The organism is Ruegeria sp. HKCCA5929 (assembly GCF_013034525.1).
Taxonomy (GTDB): domain Bacteria; phylum Pseudomonadota; class Alphaproteobacteria; order Rhodobacterales; family Rhodobacteraceae; genus Ruegeria.
Window position 1 is genome coordinate 111,587 of record NZ_WQGE01000005.1, and the last position, 15,503, is coordinate 127,089.

22 protein-coding genes are annotated in these 15,503 nt (G+C 56.3%); 10 read left to right on the forward strand and 12 right to left on the reverse strand.

Going from position 1 to position 15,503, the window contains the following annotated elements; genetic code table 11:
* Nucleotides 1–232: 232 nt before the first annotated feature.
* Nucleotides 233–1,147 carry a YghX family hydrolase gene (gene yghX / locus GOV90_RS13400; protein WP_171090920.1) on the reverse strand — a complete coding sequence of 305 codons (915 nt, stop codon included), beginning with the start codon at nt 1,145–1,147 and terminating at the stop codon, nt 233–235.
* A gap of 364 nt (nt 1,148–1,511) precedes the next feature.
* On the opposite strand from yghX, the gene GOV90_RS13405 reads away from it, so the two are divergent.
* A complete protein-coding gene (locus GOV90_RS13405) occupies nt 1,512–2,120 on the forward strand; it encodes a carboxymuconolactone decarboxylase family protein (protein WP_171090918.1) in 609 nt (202 codons plus the stop codon).
* 13 nt (nt 2,121–2,133) lie between these two features.
* Here the strand turns inward: GOV90_RS13405 and GOV90_RS13410 are convergent, their stop codons facing one another.
* Nucleotides 2,134–3,012, reverse strand: a complete 879-nt coding sequence (locus GOV90_RS13410; RefSeq protein ID WP_171090917.1) for an alpha/beta fold hydrolase — start codon at nt 3,010–3,012, stop codon at nt 2,134–2,136.
* A gap of 122 nt (nt 3,013–3,134) precedes the next feature.
* Between GOV90_RS13410 and ppk2 the strand changes: the two genes are divergently transcribed.
* Together ppk2 and GOV90_RS13420 are read left to right on the forward strand one after the other, a co-directional pair.
* Nucleotides 3,135–4,058, forward strand: coding sequence for a polyphosphate kinase 2 (gene ppk2 / locus GOV90_RS13415; protein WP_171090914.1), 924 nt, complete (start codon nt 3,135–3,137; stop codon nt 4,056–4,058).
* 107 nt (nt 4,059–4,165) lie between these two features.
* Nucleotides 4,166–5,536: an MATE family efflux transporter gene (locus tag GOV90_RS13420; RefSeq protein WP_171090912.1), complete on the forward strand. Its 1,371-nt coding sequence runs from the start codon at nt 4,166–4,168 to the stop codon at nt 5,534–5,536.
* Here GOV90_RS13420 and GOV90_RS13425 read toward each other — a convergent pair.
* Both GOV90_RS13425 and GOV90_RS13430 read right to left on the reverse strand, forming a co-directional pair.
* Complete coding sequence (locus tag GOV90_RS13425; protein WP_171090910.1) at nt 5,533–5,934, reverse strand: hypothetical protein; 402 nt, start codon at nt 5,932–5,934, stop codon at nt 5,533–5,535. The genes GOV90_RS13420 and GOV90_RS13425 overlap by 4 nt on opposite strands.
* A gap of 2 nt (nt 5,935–5,936) precedes the next feature.
* Nucleotides 5,937–7,139 (reverse strand): pyridoxal phosphate-dependent aminotransferase, encoded by a 1,203-nt coding sequence (locus GOV90_RS13430; protein ID WP_171090908.1) that lies wholly within the window; start codon nt 7,137–7,139, stop codon nt 5,937–5,939.
* Between the two features lie 92 nt (nt 7,140–7,231).
* Between GOV90_RS13430 and GOV90_RS13435 the strand changes: the two genes are divergently transcribed.
* From GOV90_RS13435 to GOV90_RS13445, 3 genes are all read left to right on the forward strand, one after another.
* A complete protein-coding gene (locus tag GOV90_RS13435) occupies nt 7,232–7,624 on the forward strand; it encodes a helix-turn-helix domain-containing protein (RefSeq protein ID WP_171090907.1) in 393 nt (130 codons plus the stop codon).
* Between the two features lie 29 nt (nt 7,625–7,653).
* Nucleotides 7,654–7,878, forward strand: coding sequence for a succinate dehydrogenase assembly factor 2 (locus tag GOV90_RS13440; protein WP_171091216.1), 225 nt, complete (start codon nt 7,654–7,656; stop codon nt 7,876–7,878).
* A gap of 78 nt (nt 7,879–7,956) precedes the next feature.
* On the forward strand, nt 7,957–8,454 hold the full coding sequence (locus GOV90_RS13445) for a MarR family winged helix-turn-helix transcriptional regulator (RefSeq protein ID WP_371732477.1): 498 nt from the start codon (nt 7,957–7,959) through the stop codon (nt 8,452–8,454).
* Here GOV90_RS13445 and GOV90_RS13450 read toward each other — a convergent pair whose 3' ends face one another.
* The 3 genes from GOV90_RS13450 to GOV90_RS13460 are packed head-to-tail and all read right to left on the reverse strand — an operon-like array spanning nt 8,455 to nt 10,291.
* Nucleotides 8,455–9,168 (reverse strand): DUF1194 domain-containing protein, encoded by a 714-nt coding sequence (locus GOV90_RS13450; RefSeq protein ID WP_171090904.1) that lies wholly within the window; start codon nt 9,166–9,168, stop codon nt 8,455–8,457. It lies immediately after the preceding gene.
* A complete protein-coding gene (locus GOV90_RS13455) occupies nt 9,165–9,866 on the reverse strand; it encodes a DUF1194 domain-containing protein (RefSeq protein WP_256367911.1) in 702 nt (233 codons plus the stop codon). The genes GOV90_RS13450 and GOV90_RS13455 overlap by 4 nt, the downstream gene beginning before the upstream one ends.
* A complete protein-coding gene (locus GOV90_RS13460; RefSeq protein ID WP_171090902.1) occupies nt 9,863–10,291 on the reverse strand; it encodes a VOC family protein in 429 nt (142 codons plus the stop codon). Before GOV90_RS13460 ends, GOV90_RS13455 begins: the two co-directional genes overlap by 4 nt.
* 176 nt (nt 10,292–10,467) lie before the next feature.
* On the opposite strand from GOV90_RS13460, the gene thyX reads away from it, so the two are divergent.
* Both thyX and GOV90_RS13470 read left to right on the forward strand, forming a co-directional pair.
* Nucleotides 10,468–11,376 (forward strand): FAD-dependent thymidylate synthase, encoded by a 909-nt coding sequence (thyX, locus tag GOV90_RS13465; RefSeq protein ID WP_171090900.1) that lies wholly within the window; start codon nt 10,468–10,470, stop codon nt 11,374–11,376.
* A gap of 72 nt (nt 11,377–11,448) precedes the next feature.
* The gene (locus GOV90_RS13470; protein WP_371732034.1) at nt 11,449–11,745 is read left to right on the forward strand and encodes a hypothetical protein; all 297 of its coding nucleotides are present in this window, start codon (nt 11,449–11,451) and stop codon (nt 11,743–11,745) included.
* Nucleotides 11,746–11,832: 87 nt separating this feature from the next.
* Here the strand turns inward: GOV90_RS13470 and GOV90_RS13475 are convergent, their stop codons facing one another.
* Nucleotides 11,833–12,039, reverse strand: coding sequence for a cold-shock protein (locus tag GOV90_RS13475; protein WP_008758035.1), 207 nt, complete (start codon nt 12,037–12,039; stop codon nt 11,833–11,835).
* 214 nt (nt 12,040–12,253) lie between these two features.
* Here GOV90_RS13475 and GOV90_RS13480 point away from each other — a divergent pair, with 214 nt between their 5' ends.
* Nucleotides 12,254–12,571: an ArsC/Spx/MgsR family protein gene (locus GOV90_RS13480; RefSeq protein ID WP_171090897.1), complete on the forward strand. Its 318-nt coding sequence runs from the start codon at nt 12,254–12,256 to the stop codon at nt 12,569–12,571.
* Between the two features lie 41 nt (nt 12,572–12,612).
* Nucleotides 12,613–12,981 (forward strand): hypothetical protein, encoded by a 369-nt coding sequence (locus GOV90_RS13485; protein WP_171090895.1) that lies wholly within the window; start codon nt 12,613–12,615, stop codon nt 12,979–12,981.
* Nucleotide 12,982: 1 nt separating this feature from the next.
* On the opposite strand, the gene GOV90_RS13490 is transcribed toward GOV90_RS13485, so the two are convergent.
* The 4 genes from GOV90_RS13490 to GOV90_RS13505 all read right to left on the reverse strand — a co-directional run bounded on the left by GOV90_RS13490 (nt 12,983) and on the right by GOV90_RS13505 (nt 15,498).
* Nucleotides 12,983–13,510 (reverse strand): DoxX family protein, encoded by a 528-nt coding sequence (locus tag GOV90_RS13490; RefSeq protein WP_171090894.1) that lies wholly within the window; start codon nt 13,508–13,510, stop codon nt 12,983–12,985.
* Entirely contained in the window at nt 13,507–14,268 is a 762-nt protein-coding gene (locus GOV90_RS13495; RefSeq protein ID WP_171090892.1) for a DNA-binding domain-containing protein, read from the reverse strand. Before GOV90_RS13495 ends, GOV90_RS13490 begins: the two co-directional genes overlap by 4 nt.
* A complete protein-coding gene (locus GOV90_RS13500; protein WP_171090885.1) occupies nt 14,265–15,122 on the reverse strand; it encodes a DUF692 family multinuclear iron-containing protein in 858 nt (285 codons plus the stop codon). Before GOV90_RS13500 ends, GOV90_RS13495 begins: the two co-directional genes overlap by 4 nt.
* A gap of 73 nt (nt 15,123–15,195) precedes the next feature.
* Nucleotides 15,196–15,498, reverse strand: a complete 303-nt coding sequence (locus GOV90_RS13505) for a DUF2282 domain-containing protein (protein WP_171090883.1) — start codon at nt 15,496–15,498, stop codon at nt 15,196–15,198.
* Nucleotides 15,499–15,503: the final 5 nt, after the last annotated feature.

The following is a 15,503-nucleotide window of genomic DNA, read 5'->3' on the forward strand; positions in this document are numbered from 1 at the left end:
TGTTTTTGAGTTTCCCCCATTATGGCAGGTGATGTGGTCCGGGGGAAGAGGGGCGCGAGGTGTTGTGGGATGTTTGGGTGCGCGTGCACCCAAACGAAACCTTCGCTGTACTGGTGATGTTGCGTATTTCGTTCGTCGTTTTGGCGGACGACGAAGCTGTCATTGGCATTCCGTACTTGGAGCGCGGCAAACTGAATGGATCGTGCCCGGTTCTTCGTGGGTGCAAACTGGTTCAGCCCGCAAGATACGTTCTGAACCAAGCCACCATGCGTTCTTCGGCCAGCTTTGCCGCAGCTTCGTCGTAACGCGGAGTTGTATCGTTGTGGAAGCCGTGGTTCACACCTGGATAGATGTAGGCCTCGTAAACTTTGTCGTTTTCCACCATCTCCTTTTCAAATGGAGGCCACATCGCATTGATGCGTTGATCAAGCGCGGCCAGCTGAACCATCAGCGGCGCTTGGATGTTGGGCACTTGGTCAGCGTCTGGAAACGAGCCGTAGAACGGAACGCCTGCCGACATTTCCGGGTAAGCGGCTGCCAGCCTGCTGACCACTCCGCCTCCGTAGCAGAAACCAGTTGCCCCGACCTTACCATTTGTTCCATCCAACGACTGAAGATACTCAAACCCCGCGAAGAAATCGTTCAGGAGTTGTCCCTGATCAAGCGTGCGCTGCATCTCCCGACCTTCATCATCGGTTCCCGGATACCCTCCGAGTGAAGACAGCCCATCCGGACCCATCGCGACGAAACCTGCCTTTGCGAGGCGACGCACGACGTCCCGGATGTAAGGGTTCAGCCCGCGGTTTTCATGCACGACAAGAATTGCAGCAGGTGGTCTGTCAGGGTTTATTTCTGTTGGCCGGACGAGATAAGCCTTAATGTCACCAGTGCCGTTCGGGCTCGGATAGACGATATCTTCACCTACAATATCGGGGTCGTCCTCAGCCACTTGCTGCGCAAGCGCGTAATTTGGCGAAAGCGTGCTGAGAATAGTCGCCGCCGTCAGCCCGCCGACGGCCCATTTACCAGCGCGATCGAGAAATTCGCGTTTCGAAATCTTACCATGCGCATAGTAGTCGTAGAGATCTAAAAGGTCTTGGTCAAAGTCCGCCGCCGTCAGCCGGCGGGATGGCGTTGAATCGTTCATCCTTAAACTCCCAGTGCTTCTGCGTGATGCTGTTTCGTGTTTGCGATCGCCCATGGTTACCTTTTGCCAACCCTGCAGGGATCTGAATTGTTGTTCGCTGCTCAGCAGATAACGAACTGCTGTCTAAAAGAACGTACCATGCGCCTGTTCATTCAAACAATAAATGTTTGCCCGGGTGAACGCCGGGCCACGCGAAACAGAAGTCAATTTACGTGCGTAACATAGGTTCAAAACGCGCAGCAGTGCGGCGGACATCATTGACGGCTTAGGGCTAATTGCCGACATACGCTGAATTTTATCTCGCCACCAATTCAAAGCGCTCATAGTCTCTGGCTATCAAAGAACTACTACAGCAGGACCCCAAATGAGCTGGATCAAAACCATCCCCTTCACTGAAGCCACGGGCAAACTGAAGAAACTCTATGACCGGGTGACAGGCCCGGACAACAATGTGGACAACATCATGATGGCGCACAGCCTGCGGCCGCATTCGATGGAAGGTCACATGGCGATCTACAAGGCAGTCCTGCATCATTCGGGCAACAAGATCCCTAAATGGTTCCTTGAGGTGTTGGGCGTGTGGGTCAGTTCTCTGAACCGGTGCGGGTATTGCGTTGAACATCATTTTGCCGGCTTGCAGCGGTTGCTTGGCGAAGAGGCGCGGGGCAATGCGATCCGGGCGGCGATTGAGACGCGCGATCCGGCCGCCGCTCCGTTGGATGCAGCGCATCTGGCTTCCATGATCTATGCCCGTAAACTGACCGAAACGCCGGGGGATATGGTTGAGGCGGATGTGATCGCCCTGCGCGAGGCTGGATGGGACGACGGAGAGATCCTTGAGATCAATCAGGTCTGTTCGTACTTCTCTTATGCAAACCGGACAGTTTTGGGGTTGGGATGTTCAACCGATGGCGACGAATTGGGTTTGTCGCCGAACAATTCTGACAACCCCGACGATTGGGGCCATCGTTAATGGACCTGACAGGTCAGGCCGTTTGAATCCATTCCTGAATGGCCTGTGCAACGTCCTGCGGTATTTGGTGATGCAGCCAGTGGTCAGTGCCAGGGATCGTGATGCGGGTCAGATTGGGCGCGAAGGTTTCCAAGCCTTCAGTTGCCTCGGGCAAAAGGGCTTTGTCATCCGGTCCCCAAAGCAACAGATGCGGGCATCGGACATGCAGCCGATCCAGCGGCAGATCCGGCAGGTCTGTTGCGGGAAGCCCTGGCTGCGCGACAACCAGCGGAGAGGCGCGATACCAGTTCAACATCGCCTCTAACCGTCCTGGTCGCGCCCATTCCGCTCGGTATTCGGCCATGCGGCTCTCGGTCAGCCAATCCAGTCCCATGCCGTGGCGAAAGAACCTTTCGAGCAATGCAAAGTTGTTCTCGGACAGTTTTTGTGCCGCTTCGGGCGCCCGCAGTTGGTTGATGTATTGCGAGGCTTCTGATTGCGCACCGCCTGCGGCCATGGCGCGTTGAAACGGAACTGGGTGGACGCCGTTTGCAATTATAAGCCGGTCAACAAGATCAGGGCGGAACATGGCAAGGCCATAGGCCACCGATGCACCCCAATCATGACCCAGTACAGCAAAAGGTGCACCGTGGGTCTCAATCAAAGTGGCCATGTCGGACACCAGTTGGGACAGGGTATAGTCCTGTACCCCTTCAGGGCACCAGCTTTGGCCATATCCACGTTGGTCCGGAGCAATGCAGTAAAAGCGATCCGCCAGATAAGGGGCGAGATCTGCCCACGCACCGCCGTATTCCGGGAAACCATGCAGCATCAAAAGCGGTGGCGCATCAGGTTCGCCCCATGTTCGGAGGCAAAAGGACTGACCATTCAGATCGGCAAATGACGTGTGCATCGGAACCTCTGATCCAGAGTGGAATTTATGGGTTTTTGAGGCATCAATTTGACACCAATCAAAGCGGATTTTCGACGTTTCTGCTAGCCCTCATTCAGGACAGTTGAAAAAGGATAAGATGTATGGAAGCCATTGCTCCGGTCGAAGCAAAATCCCCTCAGATCAAAGTCGTAGAGGCCAAGGCGGCAAACGCGGCAGAGCCAAGCCCCGAGAAGATCCGGCAGGCGTTCGAAAGCGGAAAATACCCCTATGGCCGCAAGATGGCGCGGTCGACCTATGAGGCGCAGAAGGCAAGCCTACAGGCGGAGCTTTTGAAGGTTCAGCTGTGGGCGCAGGATACGGGGCAACGGTTCGTTCTGCTGTTCGAAGGCCGTGATGCCGCTGGCAAGGGTGGCACGATCAAACGGTTCATGGAGCATCTGAATCCGCGTCAGGCCCGCGTGGTTGCACTGAACAAACCGACCTGGGAAGAGAAGGGGCAATGGTATTACCAGCGCTATGTTCAGGAACTGCCGACCGTTGGCGAAATGGTGTTCTATGACCGGTCCTGGTACAACCGCGCGGGTGTCGAACGTGTGATGGGGTTCTGCTCGCCCAACGAGTATCTGGAATTCATGCGTCAGACGCCGGAACTGGAGCGGATGCTGGTGCGCTCGGGTATTCAGCTGTACAAGTACTGGTTCTCGGTCACGCAGGAAGAGCAGCAGCGCCGTTTCAAAAGCCGCGAGACCGACCCACTGAAGCAGTGGAAGCTGTCGCCGATCGACAAGGCCAGCCTTAGCAAATGGGACGACTATACCGAGGCGAAAGAGGCGATGTTCTTCTATACTGACACCGCAGACGCGCCATGGACGATCATCAAGTCGAATGACAAGAAACGTGCGCGCCTGAATTGTATGCGCCATTTCCTGTCGACGCTGGATTACCCGGGCAAGGACTTGAACGTCGTAGGGGACCCTGATCCATTGATCGTTGGACAGGCCCACCACGTCATCCACCGGTCCGAGCATATTCTGGGCGCAACATTGCATCCGGATGCCCGCTAATCCTCAACGCGCCCGTTCTTAATGGTGAGGCGGGCGCCATAGTCTCAAAGTGAAATTTTACTGATCCGCTCTTGTCCCGCACCAAGCCCGCGCATATGGCTGGTGCAATGACAAAAGTGATGACATACCCCGCCCATTTTCGGGCCATTGCCGTGCTTGGCTTGCCGCTGGTCGGTGGCCATCTGGCGCAGTTTGCCATCGGTTTGACCGATACCATCATGCTGGGTTGGTACGGGGTCGAGGCACTTGCTGCGGTCACGTTGGCCAGCAGCTATTACTTTGTGCTGTTTTTGTTTGGGGCCGGGTTCGGCTGGGCGGTCATGCCGATGGTTGCCACAGCTGCGGCGGAAGGGGACGAAACCAGTATTCGACGCTCGACCCGCATGGGGCTTTGGCTGTCGTTGCTCTACGCAGTAGTGGTCATGCCGTTGCTGTGGTGGTCTTATCCAATCCTGATCGCCATGAAGCAGGAGCCACAGGTTGCTGAAACAGCATCCGAGTATTTGCGCGTAGCTGGTTGGGGGTTGTTTCCGGCCCTTATCGTGATGGTGCTCAAATCCTACCTTGCGGCCTTGGAGCGCACGCAGATTGTGCTGTGGATCACAGTCGCGGCGGCATTTGTGAACGCGGTGACCAACTATGCGCTGATCTTCGGCAATTGGGGCGCACCGGAATTGGGTGTGATGGGTGCAGCAATCGCCTCAATCGCGACGCAGGTCGTTTCGCTGATCGCTGTTGTCATCTACGTGGTTCGAACGCTGCCGGAACACAGCCTTTTCCAGCGTTTCTGGCGACCGGATTGGGAGATGTTTGTCAGTGTGTGGAAGCTTGGGGTCCCGATTGGCCTGACCACGTTGGCCGAGGTGTCTTTGTTTGCGACATCAGCTGTGATGATGGGGTGGCTGGGACAGGTTCCACTGGCGGCGCATGGGATCGCGCTGAACCTCGCTTCGGCCACGTTCATGGTGCATCTGGGGTTGTCAAATGCGGCCACTATCCGGGCCGGTAATGCGCTGGGACGTCGGGATCGCGCGCATCTGGAGAAAGGCGCAATTGCGGTGACAGGCATGTCGCTGGTTATGTCTGTGTTCACAGTCATCCTGTTTCTGACCTGTGCCGAACCATTGATTTCCCTGTTTATGGAGGCGGACGATCCGCAGCGTGGACAAATCCTTGCCATTGGAACCGGGTTGCTTGCCATGGCGGCGTTGTTTCAATTGGTGGACGGCGCGCAGGTCATTGCGCTGGGCCTGTTGCGCGGGTTGCAGGATGCCAAGATTCCCATGGTCATGGCAGCGCTCAGCTATTGGGTTGTGGGTATCCCGGCGTCGTACTATTTCGGTTTCGTCCGGCAGATGGATGGCATTGGAATCTGGCTGGGGCTCGTGCTTGGCTTGGCATTTGCTGCCGTGCTCCTCATGGCCCGGTTCTGGATGCATTCGGTGCGGCAAATGCCAGCAGCGGCTGAGCCTGCTTAGTCTTTACTCAGCCGATCTGCTTTTTTCCGAACCAGAACTGTGCGCAGGTCATGCATCGCCATCAGCAGCCTGTCAGTCACATCCTCAAGCTGGGCGTCGGTTGCCTTGGACTGAACCCATTGAGTAGTCAGGTTCAGATGATCGACGGCACGGTGAATGTCGTCAATGTCGCGCTGCGCCAGCAGTGCCCGGCGCTCTTCCATCCAACGGTGGATTTCGGCCTGATCCCGCTCTGAAAGGGTCCGCTGTCCTTGCGGTTTGACGTCACCATTGCGGATGTTGATGACCGCGATCTGGTCCATCTCAATCCGGCGTTGGCGATTTTCCGTATCGACCCGAAACACTGCAGCCCCGTTTTCACGGATGCGAAAGTAATATTCGGGAAGATCGGCAGACATGGTCACCTCAGTGATGCACAGAAACGCTGAATGCGGCTGCAGGCCTCGGTCAGCGCCGCATCGGACGTAGCGTAGCTGACCCGGAAATTCGGCGAAAGTCCAAAGGCAGCGCCGAAGACAACGGCAACATCTGCCTCTTCCAACAGGGCATTAGCAAAAGCTTCGTCCGTGTCGATGACCGTTCCGGCAGGAGTTGTTTTACCAATCAGCCCGGCGATTGAAGGGTAAACATAAAACGCACCCTCCGGCGTCGGGCAGGTGATGCCGTCGATCTCGTTCAGCATGCGCACAACCAGATCGCGGCGGCGTTTGAACATCTCGTTATTCGGGGCCAGAAATTCCTGCGTGCCGTTCAACGCCTCAACTGCGGCCCACTGGCTGACCGTACACGGGTTTGAGGTGGATTGAGACTGGATTTTGCGCATTGCCGCGATGATCTCGACCGGACCCGCTGCATAGCCAATGCGCCAGCCGGTCATGGCGTACGCTTTGGAAACCCCATTGCAGGTGAGTGTACGGTCATACAAGCCGGGTTCCACTTCGGCAGGCGTGCAAAACTCGAATCTGTCATAGGCGAGGTGCTCGTACATGTCGTCCGACATGATCCAGACATGCGGATGGCGCATCAGGACGTCGGTCAGCGCTTTCAACTCGTCCCGGCTATAACCGGCACCTGTCGGGTTTGAGGGTGAGTTGAAGATGAACCATTTTGACTTTGGGGTAATCGCAGCTTCAAGCTGTTCTGCGGTCAGCTTGAAATTGTTCTCCAGCGTTGTCGCAACCATAATCGGCGTACCGCCCGCAAGCGTCACCATGTCCGGGTAGCTCACCCAATAGGGCGCTGGGATGATGACCTCGTCGCCGTGGTTCATTGTCGCCATCAGGGCGTTGTACAGCGTTTGTTTGCCGCCGGTTCCGACCGATATCTGAGCAGGGGTGTAGTCCAGGCCATGATCGCGCTTCATCTTGGCGCAGGCCGCTTGTTTGAGCTCGGGAATGCCGTCTGGCGCGGTGTACTTGGTTTTTCCTGCCGCAATAGCTGCAACAGCGGCATCTTTGATGTTCTGAGGCGTGTCGAAATCCGGTTCTCCCGCGCTCAGGCGGATGACATCGCGACCGGCGGCCTGCAGTTCGGCTGCCTTGGCTGTCATGGCGATGGTGGGCGAAGGTTTGACGCGTGACAGTGTCGCAGACAGGAAACTCATGGTCGGCCTCGGTTTGTATGTTCAACCTGACTGTCATAGGGTGCGCCCGAAAGACGTTCAAGCCGTATAGAAACTCTGAGTTGGAGATCCGAATGACTGATGAAAACGACTGGTATGGTCCGGATTCTGCAACATTTGGGGACCGTCTGGCTGGCGCGCGTGAAGCCGCCGGAATGACCCAGGCGCAATTGGCGCGACGCCTCGGTGTCAAAAAGGCGACCGTTGCTGATTGGGAAAACGACCTGTCCGAGCCGCGCGCAAACCGCCTGTCGATGATGGCTGGGATGGTCAACGTTTCGATCATGTGGCTTTTGACTGGCGAAGGCGAAGGAATGGACGCACCGGTGGACGAGGGCGAAGGCGGAATGGAGTTATCAACCGCCGTGGCTGAATTGCGCGCCATTCGCGGTGAAATGCGCGCCTGCGCCGAGCGCGCGGCGCGGCTTGAAAAGAAAATGCGTCTGATGTTGGAGCAACGACATTGAGCGAACAGCGGGATGTGCGCATCAAGCGTATGAAAATGCGCTCGATGCGGCGTGGGATCAAAGAGATGGATATTATTCTTTCCGCTTATGCGGATCGTAATCTCGCGGATATGGATGACGCCGGATTGGATATCTATGACGCGCTGCTTCATGAAAATGATCAGGATCTCTATCAATGGGTGACCGGACAGGTTCAGCCCCCCAGCCAGTTTGCCGATCTCGTTTCGGACATCGCACAAACATTTCAAAAATAAAGACAATTCAAGCTTAACCGATTTTTCGGATTTTCGGTTCATCGTGTCTCAAACAGCACGACTGAATCGGAGGGTCGGATGAGTATGGAAATGAAGGTCTCCGGACCGGAAACCAAGGGGTTCATGACCAGCTACCTTGAGGCGCTGGCCCTTGTGGAGCGGTTGCACCGGTTGCTGCTGGACGTCATCAAGGATGAGTTTGAACGCGTTGGCGTTTTGGAAATCAACGCTGTGCAGGCGCTTTTGTTGTTCAACATCGGTGATCATGAGGTCACAGCCGGTGAACTGAAAAGCCGTGGCTACTATCAGGGCAGCAATGTCAGCTACAACCTCAAGAAACTGGTTGAGATGGGATACATGCACCACCAACGCTGTGAGATCGATCGCCGCTCGGTGCGCGTGCGCCTGACGCCCCAAGGCCGAGAGATCCGGGATATCGTCTCGGATTTGTTTGCCCGCCACGCCGAAGGCTTGCAGGGACGAGGCGTGCTGGAACTGGATGGCATCGAGGATATCACAACCTCTCTGCGCCGCGTGGAACGGTACTGGACCGATCAGATCAGGTATATCTATTGATCAGGGGCGTGCATCTGACAGAACGAGGCTGTCCAACTCTCGGATCAATTTGCGGGTCATGGCCTCTGCGTAGGCCTCAAACCCCAGCGCGACTTCAACGAACGCGTTTGGGCCGGAAATAACCCAGGCATTGTAATACGCCGACAATTCCCCAACTTGCACATAACGCCGATCACCTGAACTTGGATCATCCGCACCGATAACAAGCCCGTTGATCGTAATGCCACTGCCGCGCAACGCTGTTCTGACATCTCGGGGATGGGGCCCAAGGTTGTGTTTGCCATCGCCTGACAGATCCAGAGTTCGCCGCCAACACGTCTTTTGCTGATTCAACAACTCAGCACCAAATTCCATCGCCGCCCCCACCGCCGTTCCTTCTGCGGTTGATCGCCTCGATGTCTGGATGAGACGCGTACTTATGGCGTTCAGATCGGTCGAGGTTTGGATATCAGTCCAGTTGAGCAGAACCCTCTCGTGCCCTGGTTCTGTCCATTCATAAACGGCCAACCTCATGGATGTTGAGCCATTCGCCACCATCAGTTGACTGACCTCAGGATCGCGCAGAGCAGCGGCCAGGCCCTCAAGCTGCAATCTGTATTCACCGCTATCGACAGATGCCGACACATCCAGACCCAAAGCCAAGGCATGGCGGCATTGCGCAAGGGCAGGCCCTGACAGCAGGAAGAGCAGAATGACCAGCAAGCGCGTCTTCATTGGTCGTACACTTGTACTGCACCAATTTGCAGCCCGCTCAGTTCCCGTTCAAGTTTTCTGCGCATCGCGCGTTCGAAGTCTTCAAAACCTTGTGCGACTTCCAGAAAAGCGCCCGGGCCATGCAGGACGTTGTTTTCGAAAAAGGGGATGAGAAAAAGTTCTCCTTCAAAATCAGCGGCGTTTATCACCAGACCATTAACGACGATGTCATGACTAAAGAACCGCTGATATGCGATCTGTGGTCCATAACCGTCGTTGTTGGACCCGTCTCCTGAAAGATCGATGGTGCGAAACAGACACGAAGGCGCGGTTTGGAACAGTTCGGCCCCAAACCGTAAGGCGTGGCCCATAGCCGTGGCCGAGCCTTCATTGGACCGGATCGACTGACTTATCCGGGTCGCCGCAGCCACCAGATCTCCGTGATTTTCGATCAAGCGCCAGTTCAGGATAACGTGCTGGGTGCTTTGCCCGCTCCATTCATAAACGGCCAACGCAACAGGTAGCGGAGATGAGAAGAACGCTTCTTGCACTTCAGGTGCCAGCAGTGCCGCGGCCAGTCCCTGTCGCTGCAAAATGTCTTCCGCGTCGTCGACCGAAACCGAAATGTCCAACGCAAGCGCAAGGGCCAAACGGCATTGTTCAGCCCGCAAAGGGCTGGCCAACAGGGCCAGCCCCATCTTTATGATCCAACGGATCACCAGTGGCCGGTGCTCTCCATGCTGGCCCAGGGCTCGGCTGGTTCCAGCGCGTCGCCATTTTGAAGCAACTCGACCGAGATGTTGTCCGGAGAACGGACAAAGGCCATGCGACCGTCGCGTGGTGGGCGATTGATGGTCACGCCGTTGTCCTGCAAATGCTGGCAAACCTCGTAGATGTTGTCGACACCGTATGCCAGATGGCCAAAATGGCGGCTGTCGCTGGGTAACTTGTCATCGCCATCCCAGTTGTACGTCAGTTCGATTGGGGCGTCTTCCTGCCCCGGAGGCGCCATGAAGATCAGCGAGAATCGCCCGGCCTCGCTGTCATATCGGCGTGTTTCCTTTAATCCCAGCAGTTCATAAAACGCCATGGACTTTTCCAGGTCTTTCACGCGGATCATAGTGTGTAGATATGTCAGCGCCATTTTGGCCATCCTTCATTGATTTGTTTTGCCAGCAACTTAGCGCACTGGTTTGGCCTGTCGAGGGCACTGCACAGCCCAAATCGAAATTAGAGCAGGTTGCGGCATATATCGCGGTTCCGATGGCGGGGTTAGCGATATATAGTAGGGGGCGACTCATTGCCAGAAAGGAAGATTTGATGCCGCTGTCCGCTGACCAACAGGCCGAGATCGAGGCGCAACGCGCGCAATCGCATCCCACACGTCGCGTCGTTTCAGCGGGAATGGAAGACCATTTGTACACCGCACATCAGGTTCTGGATCACGGTTTTGTCCGCGTGATCGACTATATGGGCGATGACGCCGCGATCTGTCAGGCGGCCCGTGTGTCTTATGGCAAAGGCACAAAATCGGTTCAGAACGACGAAGGGTTGATCCGGTATCTGATGCGGCACTGGCACTCGACCCCGTTTGAGATGTGCGAAGTCAAACTGCACGTAAAACTGCCGGTTTTCGTGGCCCGCCAATGGATTCGGCACCGGACGGCAAATGTGAACGAATACTCCGCCCGGTACTCTATTCTGGATCGTGAGTTTTACATCCCCGCGCCCGAACATGTGGCGGCGCAGTCAGAGGTGAACAATCAGGGCCGTGGATCAACGCTGGAAGGTGAAGAAGCCGCGCGTGTTTTGGAGATACTGAAGGCCGACAGTACCCGCTGCTATGACAATTACGAAGCCCTGATCAGCCAGGACGGGCAACAGGGGTTGGCGCGTGAGTTGGCCCGGATGAACCTTCCCGCCAATATCTATACGCAATGGTACTGGAAGGTTGACCTGCACAACCTGTTCCATTTCCTGCGCTTGCGCGCGGACCCTCATGCGCAATACGAAATCCGCGTATATGCCGATGCGATGTGCAAGATTGTCGCCGACTGGGTGCCGTTTGCTTACAAAGCGTTCGAGGATTACCGGTTGGGCGCAGTCAACCTGTCTGCTCAGATGGTAGAGAGTCTTCGGAACATGCTGGCGGGCGAGACGGTCACGCAGGAAAACTCGGGCATGACCGCCCGTGAATGGCGCGAGTTTGAAGAGATCATCCGCAAGTAACGGCTGTCAACGCATAGCGATTGTCTATACATTCTGTCATGGAACCGTTACATTGGTTCCATGATGCGTATTTTGAAACCCGCTTTACTGTGTCTTGTATCAGGCATGGCTTTGCCCGTGCAGGCGCAGTCACCTATCGCTGAAATTCTGTGTGAACCCACACCCAGGTTGCACCAAAAGCTCAAGGGACAGTTCCGCTCCGAGCGCGTGGCCACCGGTATTCGTGGACCTGAGCAAATCATGGAGGTCTGGTCTAACCCACGCGGCGACTGGACGATGGTCGTGACCTACGCAACCGGGACGTCCTGCATCGTTGCCATGGGCGACAACTGGACTGCTCATGACAAGCCGAAGCCCGCGCGAGGGTAATGGAACAAATCCGGTGGGGGGCGGGTGACGGCCGGAAATTGGCCGCCATCCTAAGATGTTTCAACCCCGCGCAGTGCGGGGGTGTCGTTACAACGGCTTTAAATCAGCTGCCATTTGGCGGCCATCGCGTCCGTCCTGCAACTCGTACGAGACTTTTTGGTTGTCTGCGAGTCCGGTGAGGCCGGACCGTTCTACGGCCGAGATATGAACAAACACATCTTTGCCCCCTTCATCAGGGGCAATAAATCCATAGCCTTTAGTGGTATTGAACCATTTCACGGTGCCGGTTGGCATGTCCCGTGTCTCCTTCTACTTACGCATTGTCCCACAAATTGGTGGGGGCTGTGGTGAGCGTCATCGTAAACCCCACTGTTTCGCGTTTGCAGAACAGTCCAATTTACATGTTTCGCCTTTTTCAACATTGCACGGTGAAGTAAAAAATCAAGAATAACTGCCAAAAACTGGCGTGATTGCACAAAATCGAAGCACGAGCAGGAGTATCCAAGAAATGAAACTTTATGGGCTAAAGACCTGTGACACCTGTCGTAAGGCGCTGAAATCTTTGCCAGATGCGGTCTTTCTCGACGTTCGAATTGATGGCGTACCCGAGCCGGTGCTGTCGCAGGCTTTTGCCGAATTCGGCAATGCTCTGCTCAACACAAGATCAACCACTTGGCGCGGGTTGGATGAGAGTCAGCGTGCAAAAGTACCGTTGGAGCTTTTGAAGGAACATCCGACGTTGATGAAGCGCCCGTTGATCGAGGATAACGGTCGGCTGCTGTTGGGGTGGACCGCTGAAACGCGGGGTCAGCTTGGCATTTCTTAAACGGGTGCTTATCTGCCAATGGTCAAGAATGAGGATTACCTATGCGCAATGCCGCAATGATTTTGGGCGTTATTGCCGGACTGATCGGCATGATCGTCGGGTTCTTCGGGTATGCCAGGGTGGTTGTGGTTGACCATGTTGGCGAGATAGATGGCGTTCTGAGCCAAGTCGACAACCCCGGCCTGATCCAGGCCCTTTCGATCGTCGCGCCTTTGTTGGCGATTGCCGGTGGCGCTATGGCGCCTGCGCGGGCTCTGATCGGTGGGGTTTTGTTGCTGATCTCAGCAGGGGCAATGTACTACGCGTTTGGGTTTGGTGTCTTTACCATGTTCCCGATTGCCTTCGCCGGTGTGGCGGGCGTGCTTGGGCTGGCGGCAGGAAAACCGGATCAGCCCAAGGCGCATTTCTAGATCACTTCAGGTGCAGGATCCGGTCAACCGAGAGCGGGCCTGAACCATGAATGACAATCACCGCCAGCAGGAATGTCCAGATTGTTCGGTCGTCCAGTAAGGTTGGGGCGTTGGTGAAATAGCTGCCCAGTTCAGCACCGTGACCAGTCACGTCCACAATGGTCTGGACCCAGACAAACCCAATCATACCCAAGGCGGCAAATCGCGACAGCAGACCGATGACGATCAAGGCTGGCAGCAGAAATTCGGCCCATGTGCCTGCGACGGCCACAGCCCAATGGAAGACGCCCAGTTGCGAGCTGTCATAGCTGACGGCTTCCATCGCCTTGGGGAAAATTTGCACGTAGGCTCCATCCGATGGGCGCAGAAACCCAAAGATACCGCTGCCCAGTTTGGTTGTTGCCGAGTTCCAGTAGTACACAAGCAACGTCGCGGCAAAAACCAGCCGGGCCAAGCTTGGTGTGAGCCAGCCGGAGGTCACGCCCAACCGTCCCAGGGTGTTGTTGTGCAATGAGATCAGCGCAGTCATGTCTTCGGCCTTTCGATAGTCACAGAGGTTATTGCACCGCCCTGTAAAAGCAGTGCCAGAGTGGTTCCGAGATCAAATTCGGGGGTTTCAGCGGCGGTTTTCTCAAACGCCGATCCGATCGTGTCCCCAATTTGCACATGCGTGATCCAGTTCGCCCCGCCCACTGGCAGCAAATGAGGTTCAGGGTCGTATTCGGCGCGCGTGACCAACACATCCTCAGCTTGCGCTTGAGGTTTCGGGGCGTCAGCCACAGAGTTAAAACGCCAGATCGCATGAATGGGCCATGTCGACCGGATCACTTGCATGGATGGGGCAAACTGCAACCTGGCCTGCATGACCTGTTCGGGGTCTACGGCCAATGCCTCGGTCGGTGCAGGTTGGCTGTCGGCTGCGTGATAAGACCGGCGCAGCGCCAGTTCCAACCGGGCTATGTCGGGCAGGTAGCCAAGATGCGAAAGCTGCTTCATCCCAGCCAGAAATTCGGGAAACGCCTCACCGTAGAACATCATAAGCGGTGAGGATGGCGGATGCTGGCGCAAGAAAATCCCGGCCAGCCCGTCCATATTCTGAGTACCCAACAGTTTAGCGATCACAGGGAACGCCTGATGCATCGCTTCGGTCAGAGAAACGGCAACATTGTTGCGATAGACGCTGAACCTGCGCCCAGCCGGTTGCGCGTCGGCGTCCAGCAGACCGGATGGAACCGGCGCGGAAGCATCCATCATGGCGGCGCGAAACTCGGACTGAGATACGCTCATGCCGGTACCCGGTCCAGTGCGGTCTGAGCGCGAACTGCTTCTTCGCGCAACACCGGCCAGTCGGGTACATCGGTGTCCCACTCGACCAGCAGCGGCTTGGGGCCCGACCGTTCCAGAACATAGTCGAGCAGGGCCCAGACCGGATCGACCACTTCGCGCCCATGGCTGTCGATCAGCAACGGATGGCCGTGATCATCTTCGTCCTCATCATGGCCTCCAAGATGGATTTCACCCACCTTTTCAAGCGGGTAGGCGTCGATATAGCCTTGGGGCGAGAAGTCGAGGTTGGTGGCCGAAACAAAGACGTTGTTCACATCCAGCAGCAAGCCACAGCCAGTGCGTTTGGCAATCTCTCGCAGGAAATCGGGTTCCGACCAGGTGCTTTCTTCAAAAGCCAGATAGCTGGACGGGTTTTCAAGGAGCATCTGCTGCCCAACGGTGTCCTGCACCTGATTGATGTGCTCGCAGACTCGCGTCAGCCTCTCGTCCGTGTAAGGAAGCGGCAGCAGGTCGTTGTAAAAATGGCTTTCGTGGGTGGACCAGGCCAGATGTTCGGAAAAGCTCGCGGGTTTCAACCAGCCGATCAAGTGTTTCAGTCGGGCAAGGTGGTCTGGGTCCAAGGGGTCTTCGCCACCTATGGACAGTCCAACGCCATGGACTGAAATCGGAAAATGTTCGGACAGGTGGCGCAGCTGTGCCAAGGGGCGCCCACCATCGCCCATATAGTTCTCGGCGTGAATTTCCAGCCATGCAACAGGCTGCGCGTGTTCAAGTATCTGAGCGAAGTGTTGCGGCTTGTACCCTACACCCGGCGCTGCGGGCAGGCGATTCGAGCGGAGCGCATCATCCAACATGGGTCAGTTCCTTGATCACGAAAAGGAAGGGGCGGGCGATCTGGCCCGCCCCTCTGAATTCGTTTGGTCGACCTTATGCCGGCAGGTCGCGATCCAGTGCTTCCAGCGAACCTTTCCGCGGGGTGCCGTCTGCTTCGGCCGGCAGTTCGATGTCTGCACATGTTCCGGCGTCAACCAGGGTCCATGCGTTGCCCTGATAGTCAACGGTCGAGGTGCCCGCGCATGTGGTGCCGGGGCCAGCTGCACAGTCGTTCTGACCGGCCAGCGATACGCCATAGCATTTTTCTTTGGCTTGCGCGGTTGCTGTGGTTGCAGCGCCCGATACGGCGGCTGCGACTGCGGTTGCGATAACCAGGGACTTAGCTGTGTTCGACATCTCGG